At 67.9% G+C, this 22,314-nt stretch carries 21 protein-coding genes; 8 read left to right on the plus strand and 13 right to left on the minus strand.

Annotated features, from left to right (window positions below):
• Window positions 1–225: helix-turn-helix domain-containing protein (locus VMV28_06320; protein HUZ80211.1), on the minus strand; the 225-nt coding region annotated here is incomplete at its 3' end.
• A gap of 168 nt (window positions 226–393) precedes the next feature.
• Here VMV28_06320 and VMV28_06325 point away from each other — a divergent pair.
• Together VMV28_06325 and VMV28_06330 are read left to right on the plus strand one after the other, a co-directional pair.
• Complete coding sequence (locus VMV28_06325) at window positions 394–600, plus strand: antitoxin VapB family protein (GenBank protein HUZ80212.1); 207 nt, start codon at window positions 394–396, stop codon at window positions 598–600.
• Window positions 597–992 (plus strand): PIN domain-containing protein, encoded by a 396-nt coding sequence (locus VMV28_06330; GenBank protein ID HUZ80213.1) that lies wholly within the window; start codon window positions 597–599, stop codon window positions 990–992. The genes VMV28_06325 and VMV28_06330 overlap by 4 nt, the downstream gene beginning before the upstream one ends.
• A 956-nt stretch (window positions 993–1,948) precedes the next feature.
• Here VMV28_06330 and VMV28_06335 read toward each other — a convergent pair.
• Window positions 1,949–3,166 carry an MFS transporter gene (locus VMV28_06335; protein HUZ80214.1) on the minus strand — a complete coding sequence of 406 codons (1,218 nt, stop codon included), beginning with the start codon at window positions 3,164–3,166 and terminating at the stop codon, window positions 1,949–1,951.
• 253 nt (window positions 3,167–3,419) lie between these two features.
• Between VMV28_06335 and VMV28_06340 the strand changes: the two genes are divergently transcribed.
• The 4 genes from VMV28_06340 (at window position 3,420) to VMV28_06355 (ending at window position 6,609) form a co-directional block, all read left to right on the plus strand.
• A complete protein-coding gene (locus VMV28_06340; GenBank protein HUZ80215.1) occupies window positions 3,420–4,040 on the plus strand; it encodes an IS607 family transposase in 621 nt (206 codons plus the stop codon).
• Window positions 4,040–5,224, plus strand: coding sequence for an RNA-guided endonuclease TnpB family protein (locus VMV28_06345; GenBank protein ID HUZ80216.1), 1,185 nt, complete (start codon window positions 4,040–4,042; stop codon window positions 5,222–5,224). The genes VMV28_06340 and VMV28_06345 overlap by 1 nt, the downstream gene beginning before the upstream one ends.
• A gap of 74 nt (window positions 5,225–5,298) precedes the next feature.
• A complete protein-coding gene (locus VMV28_06350; GenBank protein ID HUZ80217.1) occupies window positions 5,299–6,249 on the plus strand; it encodes a branched-chain amino acid transaminase in 951 nt (316 codons plus the stop codon).
• Window positions 6,250–6,264: 15 nt separating this feature from the next.
• Window positions 6,265–6,609 carry a cupin domain-containing protein gene (locus tag VMV28_06355; GenBank protein HUZ80218.1) on the plus strand — a complete coding sequence of 115 codons (345 nt, stop codon included), beginning with the start codon at window positions 6,265–6,267 and terminating at the stop codon, window positions 6,607–6,609.
• 9 nt (window positions 6,610–6,618) lie between these two features.
• On the opposite strand, the gene VMV28_06360 is transcribed toward VMV28_06355, so the two are convergent.
• The 4 genes from VMV28_06360 to VMV28_06375 all read right to left on the minus strand — a co-directional run bounded on the left by VMV28_06360 (window position 6,619) and on the right by VMV28_06375 (window position 13,328).
• Entirely contained in the window at window positions 6,619–7,035 is a 417-nt protein-coding gene (locus tag VMV28_06360; GenBank protein ID HUZ80219.1) for a VOC family protein, read from the minus strand.
• 101 nt (window positions 7,036–7,136) lie between these two features.
• Window positions 7,137–10,814: a S53 family peptidase gene (locus VMV28_06365; protein HUZ80220.1), complete on the minus strand. Its 3,678-nt coding sequence runs from the start codon at window positions 10,812–10,814 to the stop codon at window positions 7,137–7,139.
• Window positions 10,815–10,869: 55 nt separating this feature from the next.
• Window positions 10,870–12,018: an acyl-CoA dehydrogenase family protein gene (locus VMV28_06370; GenBank protein ID HUZ80221.1), complete on the minus strand. Its 1,149-nt coding sequence runs from the start codon at window positions 12,016–12,018 to the stop codon at window positions 10,870–10,872.
• Window positions 12,015–13,328 (minus strand): CoA transferase, encoded by a 1,314-nt coding sequence (locus VMV28_06375; GenBank protein ID HUZ80222.1) that lies wholly within the window; start codon window positions 13,326–13,328, stop codon window positions 12,015–12,017. The genes VMV28_06370 and VMV28_06375 overlap by 4 nt, the downstream gene beginning before the upstream one ends.
• Before the next feature lie 88 nt (window positions 13,329–13,416).
• Between VMV28_06375 and VMV28_06380 the strand changes: the two genes are divergently transcribed.
• Both VMV28_06380 and VMV28_06385 read left to right on the plus strand, forming a co-directional pair.
• Entirely contained in the window at window positions 13,417–14,157 is a 741-nt protein-coding gene (locus VMV28_06380) for an iron-containing redox enzyme family protein (GenBank protein ID HUZ80223.1), read from the plus strand.
• 33 nt (window positions 14,158–14,190) lie between these two features.
• Complete coding sequence (locus VMV28_06385) at window positions 14,191–14,994, plus strand: hypothetical protein (GenBank protein ID HUZ80224.1); 804 nt, start codon at window positions 14,191–14,193, stop codon at window positions 14,992–14,994.
• 22 nt (window positions 14,995–15,016) lie between these two features.
• Here VMV28_06385 and endA read toward each other — a convergent pair whose 3' ends face one another.
• Genes endA through VMV28_06420 form a run of 7 tightly spaced genes read right to left on the minus strand, consistent with a single transcriptional unit; the run spans window position 15,017 to window position 22,297 of the window.
• Entirely contained in the window at window positions 15,017–16,081 is a 1,065-nt protein-coding gene (endA, locus tag VMV28_06390; GenBank protein HUZ80225.1) for a tRNA-intron lyase, read from the minus strand.
• Window positions 16,078–16,626 carry an orotate phosphoribosyltransferase gene (gene pyrE / locus VMV28_06395; protein HUZ80226.1) on the minus strand — a complete coding sequence of 183 codons (549 nt, stop codon included), beginning with the start codon at window positions 16,624–16,626 and terminating at the stop codon, window positions 16,078–16,080. The genes endA and pyrE overlap by 4 nt, the downstream gene beginning before the upstream one ends.
• A complete protein-coding gene (locus tag VMV28_06400) occupies window positions 16,623–17,213 on the minus strand; it encodes a CDP-2,3-bis-(O-geranylgeranyl)-sn-glycerol synthase (GenBank protein HUZ80227.1) in 591 nt (196 codons plus the stop codon). Before VMV28_06400 ends, pyrE begins: the two co-directional genes overlap by 4 nt.
• A gap of 13 nt (window positions 17,214–17,226) precedes the next feature.
• Complete coding sequence (locus VMV28_06405) at window positions 17,227–18,855, minus strand: M20/M25/M40 family metallo-hydrolase (protein ID HUZ80228.1); 1,629 nt, start codon at window positions 18,853–18,855, stop codon at window positions 17,227–17,229.
• Between the two features lie 13 nt (window positions 18,856–18,868).
• The gene (locus VMV28_06410) at window positions 18,869–20,695 is read right to left on the minus strand and encodes a DUF2070 family protein (GenBank protein ID HUZ80229.1); all 1,827 of its coding nucleotides are present in this window, start codon (window positions 20,693–20,695) and stop codon (window positions 18,869–18,871) included.
• Window positions 20,685–21,452 carry a geranylgeranylglyceryl/heptaprenylglyceryl phosphate synthase gene (locus VMV28_06415; protein HUZ80230.1) on the minus strand — a complete coding sequence of 256 codons (768 nt, stop codon included), beginning with the start codon at window positions 21,450–21,452 and terminating at the stop codon, window positions 20,685–20,687. Before VMV28_06415 ends, VMV28_06410 begins: the two co-directional genes overlap by 11 nt.
• Entirely contained in the window at window positions 21,449–22,297 is an 849-nt protein-coding gene (locus tag VMV28_06420; protein HUZ80231.1) for a geranylgeranylglycerol-phosphate geranylgeranyltransferase, read from the minus strand. Before VMV28_06420 ends, VMV28_06415 begins: the two co-directional genes overlap by 4 nt.
• Between the last annotated feature and the right edge of the window lie 17 nt (window positions 22,298–22,314).

A 22,314-nucleotide genomic window follows, 5' to 3' on the forward strand; every position in this document is an offset into this window, starting at 1 on the left:
GGGTTTGAGCATCTTGAAGCCGTGCAGGTTGAACGCGTGGATCAGCTGACGGACGTAGTCGTCGCTCATCAGGGCAATCACGGAGATCTTGGGTGGCGTGAATCCCTGAGCGGAGGCCATGATCACTTGGGCCCGTTTCACTTCGATGGCATTCTGCCCGTGCCGAACGATTCGACGCAGCTTGTTCCCCTCTTCGTCAGATATCTCTCGAACTCGGACGACCATGCCCAGGGCATGGAGCTCGACCGGAAAGTACTATCGCCTCAGATTCCGAACAACCCCGCCGGCCGCTCCACTAGGTACCCGCTCACTCCTTATCTAGGATTGCGAAGGCGCGAAGCAGCGTGCGCAGCGAACCACAACCCCTAATAATACATATGAACATGTATATTCATGCCTTCGCAAAATATCGCCGTGCAGAAGGGCGTCTACGATGCCCTGCGTAAGGAGAAACGAGGGGACGAGAGCTTCACCGGCCTGTTCCGGCGCCTGCTCTACGAGCGCGGTACCCTCGACGAGATCCTGGGCAGCTGGGGAAAGACCGCGGCGGCCTCCGATCGGGCCTCCCTCCATCGCCTGAGGGAAGGGGGCCGGCCGTGAAGGCCCTCGACACACCCGTCCTCCTCTCGATCCTCCACGGGGCTCCCGCCGCCAAGTCGCTCCTCAAGTCGCTCTCGGGGGAGGAGCTGGCCACAACGGAGGCCAATCTCCTCGAGCTCTCGGCGCTGGCCGCCCGGGCGCCGGGTGGCTCTCGAGCCCAGCGGATCCGTGGACTGGAGCGACTGAGGCGCCGCCTGACGGTGCTCCCGATCGATTCGCAGGCCCACGTCGAGGCCACCGCACGGCTGACGTCCGACCGGCCCGGCGGTTTGTTCCTCTGGGCGATGTACGGCGCGCTCCAGGCGCACGGGTGCGCTGAACTGATCACCGACACCAAAGGCAACCTGCCCGGCGGCCACTGGCGATTCAAGGTCCGACGAATTCGGTTATAGATTACTCAGAATATGTGAATACGTATCTATAGATTCTAAGCAACGCATACAGCACGATCTGCTCCCCGTGGCCCTGACGGAGATCGCATTAGAAGGCCGCAAACGGGTTTTCGGGCCCGGAGTAGGGTCAGAGGACGCCCGGAGCGCCCGGACCCTAAGTCCTAATAATTGGATGCTAAGTAATGTATGAAACGTAATCATCATGTCTAACACTGCGATATACAGGTATGACACGGTCAGAGCGCGGCCGACCGCCACCGATTCTCTGACGGAGCGGCGTATAACAGGAGTTATACGAACCCCGGGAGGGGGCCGTTCCCCCTCGAGCGGGACCCCAGTGGCGGCGAGGACCAACCCGGCCCCTAGTTCCTGTGCGGAACCTCGAACGCGCGGAGTGCGTCCGTCGAGCGCCCTGGAGAGTGCCTTGGATCTACTCCGCGCCCCTGCGACGGCCCAGGGCGGACATAGACGAAGCAGCGTCACGGAGTGTCGAGCGCTTTCCCGGGCCGAAGTGGGCCGCCTCGAGCGGCCGGCCCGTTCTGGCAGAGATCGCGAAGTGCGCTATTGAAGAACGCCACAAACGTTACCGTCGTTCTGTAATCCAGAGATACCATTACGACTTGGACCGCCCCCTCCAGCGATCGCCGGTCCGATCGAGATCGGCCGACGAACCGATTGGGGGTGGAAACGGGGGCGATCTCCGCCGAAGTCCGAAGAGGGAGATTCATATGTATATACATATGTATGGTATGCCCTGGATACCGCTCTGCGAAAGCAAGAACGTGCGCGGTTCGGTCGACGCGAGCTGGCGTGACTCGCCTCGAAGGTGCGCCCACGGAGGAGCCCAGCGCATGAGAGCCCTGGTCGTGGGTCCCCCGAATTTCGCGGAGACCCGGGAGTCGGGTGCGCGCTCCAGCGGGACCCTCTACCGCTGCGGTCGACCTCTCTCGGCGAACCTAGGTTCGATCGGGGGTGCTGCGCGGTCGCCCACCTCCCCCCACGGGAGTCGGAGTCCGGTAGGTCCCTAGGTACAGCAGGGCGACCGCGACTGCGAGGATGCCGCCGAAGAGGATACCGGCGTGGGTTAGGCCGATCGCTTCGGAGGCTTCGGCAACTCCGATGGTGGGGATCGAGAGGGCAAGGTAGGCAGCGCAGTAGAAGCCGGCCAGGATCTCGCCCCGCCGCTCCTCGGGGGTGACCCGGTCGATCAGCGTGACGCTGCCCATGAAGGTGAGGCCCACCGAGACCCCTAGCCCGGCGCTCACGAGAGCCATAAGCGTCCAGAGGGTGAGCGGGAGGATCAGAACGAGGGCGACGAGAGCTCCGAGCAGCACGGGAAACCCGACCAACAGCGCACGGCGATCATGGATCTGGGCGGTGGCCAGCTGTGTAGCCGCTGCCATCCCGAACATGAGAGCAACGAACGCTCCGGCCGCCAAGGGACTGGAAATGCCGAGATCGCTACGCAGGTACGATGGCATGAGCGCGGCAAAGAGACCGTAGATGGAGTAGCAGGCCGCGACACCGCCGGCCGCGACCCAGAACCATCGTCGAAGCGTCGGCGGTACGGAGATGCGTTGGATCTGGATCCGAAGGTTCGAGCCGAGGGCCGCGGCGGTCTCGGGGGTGACGTAGACGGCGAAGAGCCCGATCAAGCTCGCGAGGACCGGCAGGAGGTAGACGAGTTCCATGGGGTAGGGGGCGTACTCGACCAGGAAGCCGCTGAGGACGACACCGATCGCGAATCCACCGAAGTTGGCCGCCACCGCCACGCGCGCGACGTGGTGCTGATCCCGGTAGGGCTCAAGATCGCTCATCGCCGCGGTCGCTACGGAGGTCGTGACTCCCACCCCCATCCCCGAGATGACCCGAGCGAGTCCGAGCCACACCACCCCCGGGGCGAACGCGAAGCCCGCGGCGCCGACGGCGGTGAGAATCATTCCGAGGTAGAGCATTCTCCTTCGACCTACCCGCTCGGCCTGAGGGGCCACGAAGAACAGCGTCAGGAGCACCCCAGCCGTGTACGCGCCGAATACGAGTCCGAGGATCCCTGAGGAGAATCCGAATTGCTGCTCATAGATGGGGTAGAGCGGGGTCGGTACCGCGGCCGCGAACGCGGTGACCGCGAGGACGTAGGCGGTCCAACGGAACGCTCCACGGGGTCCGCGGATCATGACCGAACCTAGCCCCTCGGATCTCACGGGGGCGCTCTGTACGTCCACGACCTGACTCCGACGCCGGAAGCACAGCGCCAACGGCCATATGCGCTAAACGGCCCCGCAGCGACGGTCCGATCTCAGCGTGTACGGGCAGGACCGCAATCCAGGTAGGGCTCGGGCCGTGCCGAGTCGCCATGTGTCGCCGAATCGCGCTCGGCGCCGGGGCGGAGCGAGGGCTTTAACGGCTAACGGGGTCAAGTAGGAATATGTGCAATCTCATGCCGTTCTCGTGGACATTCTGCTTCGGCCCCGTGACGCCGCCCGCCGACTCGGGCTCACGGTACGCACGATCCAACGGATGGACCGGGACGGCCGGCTCCGTGTCATACGGACCGCGGGCGGAAGACGACGGATCCCAGAATCGGAGGTCTTCCGTCTCTCCGGCGAGCGCGAGATTCGTGCGCCTATCCTGTACGCCCGCGTCTCGTCGCGCGGCCAGAAGGAGGACCTCGAACGACAGAAGGAGCGGCTTCAACGGGCCTTCCCAGGGGCCGAGATGCACATGGACATCCGCTCCGGGCTCAAGTTTGACCGCCCTGGGTTTCTCGCGGTTCTCCAGGCCGTCCAGGAGCGTCGGGTATCTCGCGTCGTGGTCGCCTACGAGGATCGCCTCGCCCGGTTCGGCGTGGATCTGCTCCGCCATGTCTTCGCCGCCTACGGGACGACTCTTGAGGTGCTGGACCCGAAGCCCAAGGACATACCGGAGACCGAACTGGCCAACGACCTCATCGCCATCATCACCTCCTTCTCGGCTCGGCTCTACGGGCTTCGCAGCCACAAGACCAAACGCCTCCTGTCCGAGGCCCGCAAGGTGGTGAAGGACCTGTGATGGTCACCCAAGCCTACCGTTACGAGATCGACCCGAACCGACACGAAGAAGAATGCCTGCGGCGCCATGCCGGCGCCGCACGGTTCGCGTACAACTGGGCGGTAGAGCGGTTGCGGAAAGCATCGGCGGAGAACCGATCTATTCCATCGGCAATCGGTCTTCATCGTGAGTGGAACGTATGGAAACGGACGAACGCTCCCTGGTGGGAGGAGGTCTCGAAGTGCGCTCCCCAGGAGGCGTTCCGGAACGCCGCCACTGCGTATCGACGACATCGAACCGGTCTCGCACGCGAGCCGCGTTTCCATCGGCGGGGCATGCGAGACTCGTTCCGTCTGACCGGAGCGGTTCGCGTCCTTGACGGCCGCCTCCAGCTCCCGCGCATCGGGGAGGTCCGGGCGAAAGAATCGACGGCGAAGTTCCACGGCCGTATTCTTTCCGCGACGGTCCGCCGGGAAGCGAATCGGTGGTTCGTGAGCCTCGCTGTCGAGAGGGAACGCCCCGACCCCGGGACGGTTGTTGGCCCAGCGGTCGGTGTCGATCTCGGTCTCAGCTCTTTCGCAGTTATTTCCGACGGGAACCGCCTGCAATCTCCGAAGCCGCTGGCCTCCGGCCTCCGGAGGCTCCGGCATCGGAGCCGCCTTCACAGCCGGAAACAGAAGGGGTCGCGGGGCCGGGCCAAGAGCGCCCGGGCGCTCGGCCGCCTCCATTACCGCATTCGCTGTCGCCGCCGTGATTTCCTCCACAAGGCGACCACCGAGCTGACGAGAACCAAGTCGGTCGTGGTCGTCGAGGACCTCTCGGTGAAGAACCTGGTCCGGAATCGACATCTGTCCCGGGCCATCAGCGACGCCGGGTGGTCGGAGTTCCGACGGATGTTGGAATACAAGACCGTCTGGAATGGGTCCCGGGTCGTCGTGGCGCCACGGAACTATCCGTCGAGCAGGCGATGCTCCGGGTGCGGACTTGTCAAGGACGAGCTCGCGCTATCGGAGCGGATCTACTCGTGCGGGCGGTGCGGTCTCGTGATGGACCGGGATCTGAATGCGGCACGGAATCTCGTGTCGCTCGTCGCCGGGAGTTCCCCGGAGACGGTAAACGCCGGTGGAGCGGTCGTAAGACCCGTCCGCGAGGACGGGCAAGCCGCCGGGAACCCGGAATCCGTACTTGTTTCCAGGTACGGATGAACGGTGACGGCTATATTCGCGCACCGGCATCGGATGGTTGGAGTTGCCGGGCCCAGGTCCGGAGGACCCGTAGGATGAAGACCGAAGCGAAGAAAGTCTGGATGGACGGCAAGCTCGTCGACTTCGCGGACGCCAAGTCCCACGTGCTCGGCCACTCGCTCCACTACGGGGTCGCCGTGTTCGAGGGGATCCGGGCCTACGAGACGGCCCGGGGCGTGGCGATCTTCCGGCTGAAGGAGCACGTAGAGCGATTCCTAGCCTCCGCTCGCTTCTACTTCCTTCCGGTCCCGTACAGCGCCGCGGAGATCGAACGGGCGATCATCGAGACGACGGCGGCGAACGACATCGTCCCGGCGTACATCCGCCCCCTCATCTACCGCGGCGAGCCCGGCCTCGGCGTGAAGAACCTGACCGGCAAGGTCTCGCTCACGATCGGGGTGGTCCCGGCGAGCAAGTACCTCGGCGCCACCTCCGACGAGGGCGTCAAGACGAAGATCTCCCCGTTCCGCAAGCCCCGATCGGATGCCATCCCGTCGTGGGCTAAGGCGGCGGGCAACTACATCAACAGCTATCTCGCCGGCATCGACGCTCTGAAGGAGGGATACGAGGAGGCGATCCTCCTCGACGCGCTCGGCCACCTCGCCGAGGGTACGGGAGAAAACATCTTCCTGGTCCGGAACCGGAAGCTCTACACCCCCGGGCCGGAGTCGGACATCCTCATGGGTATCACGCGCGACTCCATCATCCGGATCGCCGGGGACCTCGGCTACGAGGTCGTCGAGAAGCCCCTGTCGGTCAACGAACTGTACTCGGCGGAGGAGGCGTTCTTCTCCGGCACGTACGCCGAGATCGCCCCGATCCGCTCGGTCGGGCAGTACATCATCGGCAACGGCAAGGTCGGTCCCGTGACCCGGGACGTCTCCGCGGTGTACTACCGGACCGTGAAGGGCGAGGAGAAGAAGTACGCCGACTGGCTCACGCTCGTCCCGAAGCTCTCGACACCGACCGTGCGACCTCGGGCGTAGCCCGAGAGGAGCCCGATGCCGTTCCCGCCGTCCGTGCGCTCACTGCCGAAGACCCAGCTCGCCGGCATCGACGTCTACGTCCATGATGACGGGCGTACCCAGATCCTGTTCATGGAGCTCGGGAAGGACCGGGCCGAGGTCGTCGTGCCCACCCACACCCACGACGTCGAGTGGGGGATCGTGGTCGAGGGCCGGATCGATATGACGATCGATGGTCGGACCGAGTCCCACCTCGCCGGGGCGACGCATCTCATCCCCGCCCACGTGCCCCACAGCTTCCGGTTCACGCCCGGCACCTCCAGCGTCCACTATTTTATCGAGAAGCGCGTCGCGCTGCCAGCATCGGCGCCGCGTCCCTGACGGGACGATCTACGACTTGGGAATCCCCGCGCAGTGGCCGAGGTGGACCGAGGGGTCCGGCCTCCAGACGAGCTCGATGCGAATGCCGTCCGGCCCACGCAGGTAGAGCGAGCGAGAGTCCTCGCGCTCCTTCTCGCCGATGATCACGACCCGGGATCGCTGCACCCGGCTCTTGAGGCCCGTCCATTCGCTCACGCGCAGCGCGAGGTGGTCGACGCCCCCGACGGCCTCCTTGTCCTTGGCGTCGTGCAGGCCGAGCACCTGGTCCCCGAACATGAGGTAGGTGTGGCCGTCCCCGTCGCCGAGGACATCCATGCCCATCTGCTCGACAAAAAAGCGCCGGGCCTTCTCCCGATTCTTGACCCGGATATCGATATGGTCGAAGCCCATCAACCCGAATTCGCGTAGATGGGTCTTCGGTGGCATCGATATCTCCGTCCCGGCCGAGGACGGGGTGGTATTTGGGGCCTCTGTCGGTGCCGGAGAAGCTCCGAGAACAGCCCGCCGGCTCGGATCGCGGGGCCGCCTCAGCTCGGGGGCCGCCGGCGCCGCCGTGTGAGCAGGATTGCGGCGATGATTGCGATCGCGATCACGGCCCCGACGAGCACCAGGACCTCGATGATCCACCCGGGGAAGGAGGTCGTCCCCGAACCCGGGGCCGAGAACTGGATCGGTTGACTGACGTTCGATCCCGCGACCGTCACCGATCCCGACGGCGGAGCGACGTGGTAGGTGGCGTTCGTCCCGGCGGTGAATAGGTACGTTCCGTTCGTTGCGAGGAAGCTGATGGTCGAAGTGATGGACGTGTAGTTCGCCCCGCCGGTGAAGTTCACGAACCAGCCGGTGCCGACCGCGAGTCCCGCGGCTTCGAACGATACGGTGTACCTCTCGAGGGAGAAGGTGATGTTGACCGCGACGGAATCACCGGCCACGGTGACCGATCCCGCGCCCGGGCGGGGGGCCCACTCGCTGAGCGCGGCGCGCACGCGGAACGAGTACGTCCCGTTGATGACGTGGAGCGTGATCTCGGGCTGGCCCGTGGTGACGTTCTGCCCGCTCCCGAGGACGACCGTCCACCCGATCCCAGAGGGTAAGCCGGTCTCGGAGAACACGATCGATCCCGGCAGCGCCTGGAAGGGCACGCCGATGACCTGAGGGGCCCCGTCCATGGTGACGGTCCCGCTCGCCCGTACCGGTTCCCAGTGCGGATCCCCCGAGGAGATGTTGTACTCGAACGTGCCCGACGGCAGCGGGACGCTGATGGTCGGCGTGGTGGAGGAGTAGCTTCCTCCGTGGCTGATGTTCACGAACCACAACGTACCGGAGGGCAATCCACCCGCCGTGAAGTTCGCGAGATATTGTGCCGACGGCTCGTACGACAGGACGCCTTGGATCGAGCTTCCCGCCGAGATCCCCAGGGTCCAGCCGCCCGAGGACCCGCTCGTCCACGCGAGATTCTCCGCGTTCTCTCCGGTCTGGTCGATCGACTCGTAGAACGAGCGGGTGCTGGCGGTCTCGAACGTCGAGCTGCCGTACGGAAGGATCTTGGCCACCATCGAGCCGGCCGTCGGGGCCGTGAACTGCCCGAGGCCCCCGGTCGGCCCTCCGACGAGGCCGAACTGCGGTGATAGGCCGCCGGGGATGGGGTTGCCCGGGAACGGCCCGTTCTCATGCTCGGTGCCCTGCCAGGAGTAGTTGTACCAGAGGCTCCCGATGATGTACGACGCCCCCGGCACCGGCAAGGAGAGCTCGTGCGAGCCCACGAAGTACTCGATGCTCTGGTTGTTGAAGCCAACGCCGGGATTGAGCAGCGTACGAAGATCGAACGTGGCCGGTAACGGCATCACCTGACCGACGAGCGGGAAGTTGTACTCGTAGATCACTAGCGAATAGTACAGGCCGTAGAACGGATACGCGATCCAGCCCGAGTAGTTCATCGCCCAGCCGCTGGCCGTCCAGTTGATGTAGATCACGTTCTGGATCCAGTAGATTGGCGCGCCGAGACTGTTCGCGATGAACAGGTTCTGCTGGATCGAGGCGTTGAAGACCGACTGGGTCCCGTGCGAGGTGACCGCAAGACCGTGGAGCGTGAAGTTGTTCTCGACTCCCGAGAGTCGCCCGTTCACGCCGGCGGATGCGACCGCGAGGAAGTACATCGTGTAGTTGTACGCGTCGAGGGATCCCCAGCCGGTGACGAGGTCGTAGCCCGGCCCCGCGGCATAGTAGTGGTTGGAGCCATTGACCGTGTCCGAGAGCGGTAGCGTGGGAAGCGGCGAGGTGTAGCGCGACCCGTTCAAGTATCCGGTCGTCGGAGTATGGACGAGCGGCGCGTACTCCTCGTCCGCGAGCTGGTAGAGCTTCGGCTGCAGGAAGCCGAGCCAGGACTCGTGCTGTGCGCCGAGCACATGATCGATCTCCGCGATCACCCCAGCTTCGACCGGGCAGGCGACGCTCGTCCCGGTCCCCTCGCCATAGGACATGCCGGTCAACGAGGCGTTCGTTGCGTTGTACCGGTAGCCGATGTAGGTGATCGTCAACAGCACCCTCGCCGCGATCGCAGCGATATCCGGCACCCCGCGGCCAAGGTCGTGGATCAGCGCGTTCGCCGAGCTCGACAACTGCCAGGAGGGCTCGGCGTAGAATGGGCTGATCCCGCTTGTCGTTCCCATCTGCTCGGAGGGGACGTTCCACACCACGCTCGAGTTGATCTGGAGCGTCAGCGGATTCAGGGTGATCGCCGTACCTCCGACGGCCAGTACCCCGTAGGTATCCGTCGCGAGGGAGGACGGGAAGGTGGTGTTCACGCTCGGGGGGTTGCCCACCTGCCATGGGCTGTTCGGGTAGTCGCCGGAGTCCCCCGCGGAGGCGAGGACCGTGATGCCGCGCGCCGTGGCCTCCTCCACGTACTGGTTCCACTCGGAGTGGACGGCATCGAGATCGCCCCAGGAGTTCGAGATCACCGAGACCCGCGCGAGCGCCGGGTAGCTCGCATTCGGGTTGAGGATGAGCGCGAAGGCGGCGTCGAGCTCGGGATACGTCGGGGTCGTTCCGTACACGTCGAAGACGGTGGCTCCCGGAGCGAGCGAGCCGGCCATCTCCATGTCGAGAGTGTTCTCGATGTTCGCTCCCGTCGTGTCGTAGGACGCGAGCGGCCCCGACGGCGTCGCTCCTCCCACGGGCACACCGATGGCGACCGCGTGGGGCTGACCCGGCGGTGAGGTCTGGTTGAAGTAGGCCTGGACGTCCGACGGGACGAACGCGCCCACCGGCTGGCCCGGGCTCAGCTCCCCGTACGGGGTCGAGATGGGCGTCGAGCCGTTGTAGTATCCTTGCCACAGGATCGTTGCGATCACGGCATTGGTCGGATAGCCAGCCTCGAGGAAGAGAGACTGCTCGTCGTACGCGACCTGGAGGTCGGGACCGTACTGGTACTGCAAGCCGTGGATCTCAGCCGGGGGAAGGTAGCCGGAGGGGTTGGCCGAGCGGATCGCCGGGACCGCGGGGGGAGAGTGGGTCATCGGAACCGCTCCGGGGCCAGCAGAGGTGGATGCCCTCGCGAAGGAGCTGAGACCCACGACCGCCGATACGGCCGGGGCGAGCTCCGAGGGAAGCTCGACCGCGGTGGCCGGGGCGTAGTAGGCCCGTCCGGTGAGGCTCCACTCCTTGACCGTCGTGTGGAACATCCGGTCCACCGAGGACGGGGATGCCTCGAAGGAGATCGTGACCCGGTCGCTGAAGGTGTGCATACCGCGAGCTCCGAGCGCTTCGAAGTACGCTACCGCGGCCGCGTACGTGCCCGGCGAAGGAGCGAACGCCTCGTCGAACTGGCTTGCCGTGAGGTAATGCTGGAACTCCGGAGCAGAGGGATCGCTCAGAGCCCGAAGCAGGCGGGTGAGTTCGCTCGTGTTGGAGAATCCGAGGGTGACCACGACGGGCAACTCGGCGGGGAGCGCACGACCGGTCGCCACCGCGCCCGCGAGCCGGTATCCCGCTTCGGAGTAACTGGTCGGGATGTACGTCTCGTTGACCAGGGCAGAGGGCAGCGGCACGGCCCCACCCGGTCCGCCCGCTATCACCGAGGGCCCGCGTTCCCCGACGAGCCCGGCGGCGAGCGGGCTCGCAAGGAGCACCGCGATCGCGAGCGCGGGCCCGATCCGGCGGAACGCGCGCGCCTCTCTCGAGCTCCGCGCGACGGTCCGGTGCATCGGGAGATGTACTAGCGCGCACCCTGCTTAAGGCATGCCGAAAAGGGGGTCGGGCTCAGGTCCGCTCGCGAGGGGCCCTCCAGATCCGCCGCGCCGCGACCAGGTGGAGGACCTCCGATGGACCGTGGGCGATCGGTCCGCTGCGTACATCGCGCCAGCGCTGGCCGTGGGCAAGGGTCTCGGAGTATCCCCTCCCTCCGTGGAACTGGATCGCGTGGTCGATCGTACGCAGGGCGATCTCCGTGCTCATCCACTTGGCGAGCGCCGCCTCGGCCTCCACCCGTTCACCGGCTTCGAAGCGCTCCAGGGTCCGCAGGGCGTAGAGATAGGCCGCCTCGGCTCCTGCCCAGTCCTCGACCAGCGGGAAGGAGACGGCCTCGTTGCGAGCGAGCGGGCCACCGAAGACGCTCCGCTCGTCCGCGTAGCGCGCCGTCTCCTCCCAGGAGGCCCGCGCGACCCCGAGGTAGATCGCGGCGAGGAGCGCCCGTTCGCGTGTGAGCTCCGGGCGGACGTAGTCGAAGGCTCGACCTTCCTCCCCGATCCGCATCGACACGGGCACTCGGGTCGCTTCGTAGGTGACCGTGCCGCGCCGCATCCAGCGTTCTCCGAGATCGGGGATCACGGTCCGACGGACCCCCGGGAGGTCCTGGGGGACTACGATCGCGGTGAGGCCCGGACGATCGCCCACCCTCCCGTAAACGATCGCGGCATCGGCATCCTGCGCGAAGGCCGCTTCGCTCTTCGTCCCGTGGAGAACGTACTCCTCTCCGCTTCGCTCGAGACGCAGCGCGATGGCGCCGGCGTCGGCGCCGGCGCCGGGTTCGGTCAGCTGGTTGGCGACCAGAATCTCGCCCCGCACCAGAGGGCGGAAGTACCGGTCGACCAGCTCCGGCGAACCGTGCTCGGCGATGATGCTCGAGAACTCCGGCTGCAGGGAGAGCTTGGCGAAGGCGGTCCCTCCGCGGTATGCAAGATGGAACAACGCCGCCGCGACACGGGGCAGCGGGAGGCCCCGCCCCCCGAGCGCCGGCTCGACATGGAGACCGAGGAGCCGCGCTTCTCCCAGCGCGCGGAACTCCGCCCGGGGGAACTCCGGGACCCGGTCGAGCTCGCGATATCGCTCGGCGAGGCGAAGCCGTCGGGCGACCTCGGCGATCTCGTCGGCCAAGGGCTCGGTCGGCAGCGCGGGAAGCTCGACCGTCATCGAGGCGATCTCCTCGACGCGCGCGGGAGCGACCGGGGGCGACGGGGTGGCTCGGCGCCCACGATTCCCCCTCGCACGAGTCGCTCGACACGGGACTTGGGGTAGCCGAGGCCGCGGGTCAGGATCCGGTCGTTGTCCTGGCCCAGCCACGGCGCTCCGCGCCACACCGCTCCGGGAGTGTCGCTGAACTTGGGCGCGATCCCGGATCCGCGAACAGGGCCCGCGACGGGGTCCTCCCAGTCGAGCAACATCCCCCGAGCCCGGAAGTGCGGGTCCTGCGCGATGTCGGCGATGTCGTACACTCGGGTCAGCGCGATGTCGTATCGCCGGCCGAGCGCCTCTAGCTGGGCGCGCGTCCTCGTTCGGCAGAATCTCGCGATCGCCCGGTCGACCGGTCCCCGATGCGCGGTGCGGTAGCCCGTGTCATCGTAGCGGGGGTCGGTAAACCCGATCATCCGCTTGAGGCGGAGGTAGGCGTCGGTGTTCGGAGCCGCGATGACGACCCACCCGTCCCTCGCTCGATGGACATCGTACGGATGCAGGCGCGCATGGGCCGATCCGTGCCGGCCCCGGACCACTCCGCGGGCGAAGTAATCGAGCGCGAGGTTCTCCAGGAGGGTGAAGGCGATCTCGTACTGCGCCACGTCGATCGACTGGCCCCGTCCCGTCCTCTGAGCTTGGATGTACCCCATGAGCGCGGCGCCCGCCGCAGCGAGGCCCGTCAACGTGTCGTTCAGCGCAGTTCCCGCCCGCATCGGTGGGGCGGGATCGGGCTCGCCCTGGAGCGAGAGGTAACCGCTGAAGGCTTGGGCCGTAAGATCGTACGACGGGGCGGCGATCCGCTCCGGGTCGCCGGTCCGGCCGAATCCGGAGACGTGGACGATGGTCAGACGTGGATTGACCCGGCGGACCGTGCGATCGGACAGTCCGAGCTTCTCGTAGGTGCCGGGCCGGGAGGACTCGATCCAGATGTTCGCCCGGCGGAGGAGATCGAGGAAGACCCGTCGGCCTGCCGGTCGGCGCAGATCGAGGCCGAGGGAGAGCTTGTTGCGCGAGTACTGCACCCACGACTCGGAGACCTGTTCCTCCCGGGGCCGGCCGGGAGGGAGCATGGGGACGAGCGTTCGCGTGGGGTCGGAGTACGGAGCGTGGAACGGGGGACCTTCTACGTGGACCACCTCGGCGCCGAACTCCCCCAGATGCGTCGATGCCCACGGTCCGGCGACGAACCGGGCGGAGTCCAGGACTCGAATCCCCGCCAACGGGCCGTACGCCGGGACGAGCGGACGCGACGGAGCGGTGCGGCCCATGGCTCCGGTGTCGGTACCGGTTCCATAAGAGGCGAGGTTCACCACGGAACCTTGCCGACCAAATACCCGAGGCCGACTGCCCGCGCCGATGAGCGAGGCGCCGTGGGACCGATTCGCGGGGGAGCGATTCCGAGACGAGCTCACCAAGTTCAAGATGAAGAACCACCCCTTCGCGACTCACCCGTTCTTCGCGGCGATCGAGAAAGGCGAGGCGCCGAAGCCCCTCGTCCAAGCGTGGGCGCAGCAGTTCTATCCCTGGCTCGCCAGCGTTCCGATCGCGATGGCGGAGCGATTCGCCCGGGTCGGCTGGGAGCCCAAGAACGACCGGTTCCGGCGGATGGTGCTCGACCAGCTCGTCGAAGAGGCGGGCGACCCGAAGGGCAAGGAGCCCGGCCACCCGGAGCTTTGGCTGAGGTTCTGCGAGGGCCTGGGGGTGCCCCGCGCTCAGGTCCAGGCGGCTCCGCTCCTTCCGAGCACGATGGTAGCGATCGACGACTTCCTCTACACGAATCGGGAGAACCCGTTCTACATCTCCGCCGCCGGATCGTCCGAGCCCCCCAACGTCGATCTGTGTGCGCGGCTGCTCCCGGCGTTCCGCTCGCACTACGGCGTGAAGGAAGAACACCTCGAGTACTATCGACTCCACGTCACGGCCGACGTGGAGCACAGCCAATGGGTAGGCGAGATCGTGGCCGCCTTTGCGAACACGCCGGAGGTTCGACGCCAGATGTGGGACCAGATGCTCCGCGGATTCTCCCTCCACGCCCTCCTCGTGAACGGCGTCGTCTCCGAGGCCGCCGCGAGCGGCACGGTCCGACCCGCTGCGTAGGACCGCTCCGGCGTCGAACGAGGGGGGTGGAGAGTGCCCTCCTCCGGAGCCTCTCCGGCCCTCTGGGTGCAACTGACCCAAGCGCTCGTGGCCCGGGAGCTCGTCGACACCTTCGGGCTTCCGGCTCGGCGGGCCGCCGAGCTCCTCGGGCTCGCTCCTTCCGCGATCTCCCAGTACCTATCCGGCAAGCGCCTCCGGGGCCCGCTCGCGCACGCGAGCACGCACGAAGAGGTCCGCCGCGTCGCGCGTGTCGTGGCCCAGCGGCTGGTCTCGGCGGAACACCCCAGCGACATCGCTCCCGTGCTGCTCCTCGAAGCCGCTCGCGATCTTTCCTCGGCGGGGCGGCCGCCCCTCCCGATCCCGCCGGCGATGACCGGCGGAGAGCTCCCCGCGCAGCCGGTGAACCCAGAGTTCGCACGGTTCCTGCGAGCGCGCATCACGCTCGAGCAGACCGCGGTAGCCGACTGCATGCGCCTCGCGCAGAAGTCGCGGGACGAACTGACCCGCGCGATCTTCCGGCAGATCGCCTCCGACAGCCTGCGCCACGCCGAGATCGTCGCGTCGATCGCGTCGTATCTCGACCGCGGCCTGCATCGCACCGTGGCGACCGGCATCACCCGGGCGGACATCGATCGGCTCATCGCGAAGGAACACGAGGCCGAATCGAGAACGGCTCCGGGCGTGGCGACCGAGCTCGGCGGAGTCCTCGCGATCCTGTGGGAGAGCATGGAGTCCGACGAGCGCAAGCACGAGGTGCTCCTGGCGCGTCTGCTCGAGACCGGGCTGCCTCCCCCGGGACGGCCGATCCCGACGAAGCGTGCGCATCGACGCGGGTGAGGCCTCGTCGAAGCGGAGCGCCCTACGGCCGAATGCGCTCGAGCGACAGGAAGCGGACCTCGTCGTTCGGCCGCACGGCTGCGAGCAGGTACTCCTTGCGGACCCCCTGCGCCACGCGGATCCCGCCGGAGACCTCGGGCCAGGAACTGATGTGCTTGTCCCGCACCGCGCGCAGGAGGTAGCGCGCGTGCGAATGCTCCGGGCTGCGCGGATAGGCGCGGAAGTGGGCTCCATACTTGAATCCGGTCTTGACCACGAGCCCGCGTCCCCGCAAGGCGGTGTACGCGGCAAGCCGCTCGTCGAAATGCGGATCGAGGCGCCGGGCGTGCCGGTGGAGGCGCTCTCGGGAGACCGCACGGCGGCTGGCCCCGTCGCGCAGCAGGATCTGCCCGCTGTCGGCGAGGTAGGCCCCCTCGATCAGGCTGAGCTCGAGCCGATCGCCCAGCTTGCTTCCGTAGGCGAGGGAGCGCCCCAGCTCGTCCACGGCCCGCTCGTCGTACACCACCAGGCGATCGTGGGAGAGCCACGCCTCCGCCGGCGTGCCGAGACGGCGAGCGGGAAGGGCTCCGCGAGGCGACGGCCGTCGTACGCGATAGTACGTCAGGTCCGACTCCTCGTCGACGACCCCGAGGAGAAGGGTCTTCTTCGCGCTCTGAGCGCGCTCCGCGAGCTCGAAGAGGTGCGCCAGATCGAACGGGGCGCGCTCGCTGATCGCCTCGACCCAGAACCGGGAGGGCGTCTTGTTCAAGACTCCGCCGCGCGGAAGGACGGTGAAGGCGACCGGAGGAGGGCTCGCCCGAACGACGTAGCCCCGCTGGCGGAGGTCCCGGTAGACCAGGTAGCGAACCCCGAAGACCGGATCGTGGCGCGCGGAACGACGGAACACCTCGGGCCACGGAACGGGCCGGGCGCGGGCGTCGACCCCCACGAGCCGGCCCATCTCGGCGAGGTAGACGCTGTCGTAGCGGTCGAGCCCGAGGCCCCCGTTCGAGTCCGGCGTTCCGAAGTACCCGCGTCCGTAAGTGGCGCTCGCTTCGGCCGGGTCCGCGATCCGGATCGTCCCGTCCGCCGCGACCCGGCCCGTCACGCCGGGGCTCCCCGCAGCTCCGAGAGGGTCGTCAGCGCTTCGAGGTGCACCCCAAGCTCGGCGAGGCGCTCCCGGGCTCCCTCCTCCCGGTCGACGACCACGAGCGCCCGGTCCACGAGCGCGCCGGCCGCGCGGAGGATCTCGATCGATTGAACGAGGCTCCCTCCGGTCGTCGCGGTATCCTCGATTAGGAGGACCCGCGCGCCGGGGGGAATCTCCCCTTCGAAGCGTTGGCGGGTCCCGTGCTCCTTCGCCGCCTTGCGGATGACGATCATCGGCAGGCCGACCCGCAGGGACGTTGCGACGACGAGCGGCACGGCCCCGAGTTCCATCCCGGCGAGCCCTTGCTCGCCCGGAGCGACCCGGGCCGCGAGCGCGCGGGCGATCAGGTCGAGGCGCGCGGGCTCGGTCCAGGCCTTCTTCACGTCGATGTATACGTCGGACTTGCGGCCCGAGGTGAGGGTGAATTCTCCGAAGCGGACGGCGCCGGCTTCGACCAGGACGCGCCGCACCTCTTCGGCCGGCGGGGCTTGATTCTTCGTCACCAGGGCACCTTCTTCAGACCGGCATGGTAACCGATCCAGTTGAACAGCGCATGCAGGCCGAGTGTTAGGATCACGAGCCATAAGACCGCTTCCCAGTTCGCGAACACGGCCGCGAACAGCGCTGGGGAGAACGCGAACCCGAAGGCGATCGGAACGAGCACGAACGGGAACTGGTCCAGGAAGAGCGTGCGCGCGCCGCTCGGTCGATCCATCCGCCGCTTGATGAACGAGCCGATCGCGTCGCCGGTCATCGCGCCGTAGGCGATCAGTATCGCGAGCGGGAGCGCCGCGAGCACGCTCGGGGCCAGCACGGGCACGACCGCCCAGTTCGGGGGCGCGAGCAGGATCAGCCACGCTTCGAGCACTCCGACGATGGCGCCGATCGCTCCGCCGACCAGGAATCCCGACCAGGTCTTCGACGGTCCAAAGACGCGGCGGCCGTCCCCCGGCCAGAGTCGGCCGAAGTCCATGGCGGGCCCGGCGCCCCGTGGCAGCGTCGCGGTCGCGTTCGCAACGAACGCCGGCAGGAGCACCCAGATGACGGCCCCCCCGTCGCCGAGGAAGTCGTTGAGGATGGTAGAGTCCACGGTTCCCGCCTCGCTAGCGGGCCCGCACGTAGCGGTAGATCACTTCGGAGATCGCGCCAATGAGGCGGGGCTCCGCGCTCTCCTCGGCCTCGTGGATGTGGGCCTCGCGGTCCATGCTTCCGAAGACGAGCGCCGGCATCGGTTCGCCCCCGGAGGTCCGTAGATCGCGGAAGGCGCTCGCGTCCGTGCCCCCGTACTCGCCGAAGACCCCCTCGACGCCCAGAACCTCCTTCAGCATCCGTTCCAGTCGGACCGCGGCCGGGTGCGTCGGGGCGAGGGAGTACCCCGAGCGGCAGCGGCCCGGGGGCGCGACGATCTGGGCCGTGGGGGCATGCTCCGCGGCCCACGCGCGGACCTGGCCCAGCGCGGCGTCCAGTCCCGCGGCGAGCTCCATCTCGGGAGGCAGCCGCAGATCGACCGTGAAGGAGGAGGAGGCGGGCGTGGACAGCTCGATGAGTCCGCGCTTCCCCGCGTTCTCGAGGATCTGGAGGGCCACCGGCACCGGGTTGCGGGCCCGGTGCGGGTAGCCGCCATGGCCGCTCTCTCCGATGAGCGCGAGGCCGAGGGTCCCTTCCGGGATCGGAACCGAGCTCGCTCCGGCCGGTTCGAGGCGGAACCCGGGCGGAAGCAGCGGGGAAAGCGCTGCGGCGAGGCCGGCCCGCTCTGCCACGGGTCCGTCAAAGACGAGCGTCACGGATTGAGGAATCTGGTTCGCGGCATCGCTCTCGGCGTGCGCTTGGACGAGCGTGAGACGGGTCGCATCGCGGGCGGCCGGTCCGAAGTCGACCCGAGTGACCGTCGCACGGCCCGTGATGATGGGCTCCGGGGCCTGGTGGTCCGGCCAGTCCGGCGATGTGAGGGAGGAACGCCACTCCCGCGCGAGCGCATGCAGCCCGACCAGCGCCTCCCCGTAGGCGAGCGCCTCGCGGAGCGGCGCGGGACGCTCGAACATGGCATCCAGGAACCCGACGCCCGAGGACCCCGCCGTCGCGTGCGGGCTCCCGTCCGGGATCAGCACCACATCCGCCGAGAGGATCCTCTCCGGGCTGTTCGCGGGGAGCAGCGCATCGTGCTCCTTGATCGCCTCGATGCCTCCTTCGCCGCCGGTCTCCTCATCGCAGCAGACGAGCAGACGGACGTTCGTGGGGAGATCAGGCACGTCCACGAGGCGCTTCAATGCGAGCAGCGAGGCGATGACCCCGCTGCCGAGGTCGTCGTTGGAGCCGCGTCCGTAGATCCGGCCGTCCGCACGGGCGGTCAGGGTGAACGGCGGGCTCTTCCACCGGGCCCGTTGCTCCAGCGGCACGGGAACCACATCGTAGTGGGCGAGCACGAGGGTCGTCCGGGGCGCTCCCACATCGAGATCGATGAGGACGTTCGGCCGTGGCTGACCGTGGAGATCGATCGAGAGGTCGCCCGCGACGAGGGGATCGTAGATGCGGGTGGCGAGACCAAAGTCGCGCGCCGCACGCGCGATCCGCTCGGAGGCTCGCAGGTAGTTCGGCTTCTCCCATCGACCCCGAGCCGGGTCCTCGAGGTTCGTAGGAGCAATCGATACGAGGTTGCTCAGGAGCCGCAGCCCCTCCGGATCGCCGATCGCTCGGCTCACCGACTCCGGCATCTCGCGCGCACCCTCGGCCATCGTAGCTTCCGATCTAGGGGACCGCGATCAGCACGACCAGCGAGCTCGCGAGGAGCAGCAAGAACGTGGTGAGGAGCGCGTTGCCCAGGACCGAGACGGTGTCCCCGATGGAGGTCAAAAGCCGTGCGGTGTACCCCGGACCCAGCGCCAGGACGTCCGGGACCTCCTTCGTCCCTCGCCGGAGCTCCACCGGGGCAAGGTTCGCGATGGCCTCGCGCGCGACGGCGACCGCATCCCGCGCGATCGAGGAAGCGGAATACCTCTCCCCGACCGGGTTGGTCGAACCATCGGATTCGTGCACCACGTGGTTATCGGTCGTCATGACCTCGGCTACGTCGACGACCGCCTCGAGCGCCCGGACGATCGGCTCGCGCATGCCGGTGTTCAGATTGTTCCCATCGATGAGCAGGTAGGCGGAAGTGGATCCGGCCGCCCGGACCACCAGCGTCCGCAGCCCCTGAGAGGCGATGCCCTGGTGGGGCAGGTCGTAGTCGGTCTTCGCCGCGACCCCGATCTCGATCGGCCCGGGACGAGCCGCCGCGACGGCCGCCCGGACCGCGGCTTTCGCGTCCGCCACGAGCTTCTCCGCGGTCGGCGTGCCGTACTGGACGTCCCCGCGGTCCACGATGTAGGAGTTGTGCGCGTCGATCAACGCCACGATCGGTCCGCCCTCCGAGTGGACCTCTCGAACGATCCGGTCCGCGATGGAGAGCGCGATGTCATCGGTCGGCGCGGGCGCCTGGGAGACCACGACCAGCGCGACGTCGCCCAGAAGTTGCGCGCGGGCGAAGCTGCCCGGGTAGGGAGAGACCAGAGGGCTCGCGAGGGCAACGGACGCGGGGGCCATCTCCGCGAACAGCCTCTGGCAGGCATCGCCGACCTTGGCAACCTCGGCCTCGGAGGGGAGATCGACATCGTGGTCGCACGGAGTGTGGGGGACGAACACCACGCCCGCGTCCGGCCCGAGCCGCTCGGAGAGCTTGCGAGGCAGATCGCTCGCGCCGAGCGCTCCGAAGGGGCCGGGGTGGACCGTGGGCAGGGCGATCGTCGCGCGCGCGCGCCCTCCCGCGAAGAATCCGATGAGACTGACGCGCAAGTTCATCGGGATCGCGCTCTTCAGGAAGAACTCCTCGAGCTTCTGGGTGGCCGCAGGGTCGCGACGATTGACGTGGTCGAGCAACGGGCGCATCATCGCGAGGCCCGAGCTGTCGAACTCCTTGCGCAGCGGGCGGTCCACCGCCCGCAGGAACAATAGGACGCAGACGAACCCGAGCACGAGGTAGACCACCGCGGAGAACGCGAGGGCGACCGTCGCCGGCGGGAACACGATCGACGCGAGGAGGATCGCGAGCACCGGCTGGAAGAGCGACACCGGCAGCGATCGCGACTGGCTCGGGCTGGAGAGGCCGTAGAGGCTCATGTGCCGGAACCACAGCGCCGGCCCCTGGACCACGAACACGAGCGCGATCAGGGAGATCCCGAGCGAAGGCGCAAGGAGCTGGACGCCCCGTCCGACGAGGGCGAAGGGGATCTCGAGCGCGAGGGTCATCACGACCAGGAACAGGCTGCGAGGAAGCTCGATCCGGCCGCCGAGAGCCTTGGCGAGCGGGGTCGTGCCGAAAGCGGTGAACAGCGCCGGCACGAGGAAGGCGAGCGCGACCAGTTCGAGATAGGAGGAGATCGACACGCCCGGGGCCGCCAGGATCCCGGCGAGAGCGAAGGAAAGAACGACGAGGAGCCCGATCGCGACCGGGGGACTGGGAGCCCGCAGGAACAGGTGCGACGCGCTGTGCGGCTTCGTGCCGGGCGTCTCCCCCGGTGCCGGGTTCTCAGCGGTCACGGGCGCGCCCGACCTCCGCCAGGATCTCCCGGAACTCCCGCGAAACGCCGTCGGTCTCCGTGATCGTGCCCGTGACGAGCGCCTGCGCCCCGGCCTCGAGGAGGACCCGCGCGTCGGCCCCGCAGCGGATCCCACCGCCCACGATGAGGGGTACGGACAGGACGGATCGCACGGCGCGGACCATCGTGGCCGGGACCGGTGCGGGAGCGCCGGAGCCCGCCTCGAGGTAGATCCAGCGCATCCCGAGATATTCGGCCGCCAGGGCGTAGCCCTGGGCGCCGGCGAGATCCTCCCGGGCGACGACGTCCGCTTCGCCCACCTCGCCGACCCGCATCCCGGGGGCGATCACGAGGTAGCCCATGGCGATCGGCTCGATGCCGAGAGCCTGGATGGAGAGGGCGGTCCGGGCGTGGGTGCGAATGACGAGATCGAGGTTGCGGGAGTTGAGGAGGCTCATGAAGAAGATCGCGTGCGCGGAGGAAGAGAGGGAGCCGGGGCCTTCCGGGAAGATGATGGTGGGTACATCGACCGCCGCGCGGACCGCGCGGGCGACGGCATCCATCCTCTCCCGAGAGATCCCGGTCGAGCCCCCCAGCATGATCGCGTCGGAACCGAGCCCGACCGCCTCCCGGGCGATCTCGGCCGAACGCTCCGGGTCCGAGCGATCCGGGTCGATGAGCGTCAGATGAATCGGACCGGCCGCGACGCGCTCCGCGAGACGCCGCTCGACCGGGCCCGCGGCAGGAGGAGGCGTCACCGGAACGCCACCGCCAGGAAGGCGAACAACGCGACCGTCATCGCGACCTTGCTCATCGTTTGCTCCCAGTGAAGGCGCGCGGGGAGATAGGCGATCGAGACCACGAAGACGGCATCGGCCACGAGGACCAGACCGAGGTACATAATTCCGGCGACACTCCCGAGAGGCAGGAACCAGAGGAACGGCACCGCGCTGACGGCGATCGCCACCCCGACCGTAGAGCGCGCCACGACCGAGGAGAAGGGAAGGCCGTGGGTCTGCGGGAGCGTCCGTCGGTCGACATCGCCCGCGACATCCTCCATGTCCTTGATCACCTCGCGGCTCAGCGTCGCGAAGAACGCCATTGCTGCGAACGGGGCCATCAGGAGCGGGGCGCCCGCGGCAGCGCCCCCGTACAGGAAGACCAGTCCCGTGAGCAGGGCCACGACGAGGTTCCCCACAAAGCCGCGCGCTTTGAAGCGGAACTCATAGGCGAGCAGGGCGCCGACCGCGACGGCGAGTATGACTCCGACCGCCGGAGCGGTGGGAAGGATCGGCACGACCACTACCACTCCCGCGATGAAGAGGCCGGCGGTCAGCGCCCGGGCTCGGGGAAGGGAGATCGTCCCTCGTACGAGCGGGCGATCCGGATGGTTCGTCCGATCCGTTTCGACGTCGAGCACGTCGTTGAGAACATTTCCCCCGGCGGTGACACAGGCCGTCGACACCGCGGCGAGAAGGACCGCGACCCAGAGCGACGGCGAGACACTCAACCCCAAGCCGGCGGCTGCTAGGCCGCCCACGAGGACGCCGACGAACGAAACGAGCAGGTTCCCTGCCCGGACGATCCGAAGCCAGGGGTTCACGCCCGGGTGGGCTCCGG

Source organism: Thermoplasmata archaeon (assembly GCA_035532555.1).
In the GTDB taxonomy this organism is placed as follows: Archaea; Thermoplasmatota; Thermoplasmata; order Lutacidiplasmatales; family UBA184; genus Lutacidiplasma.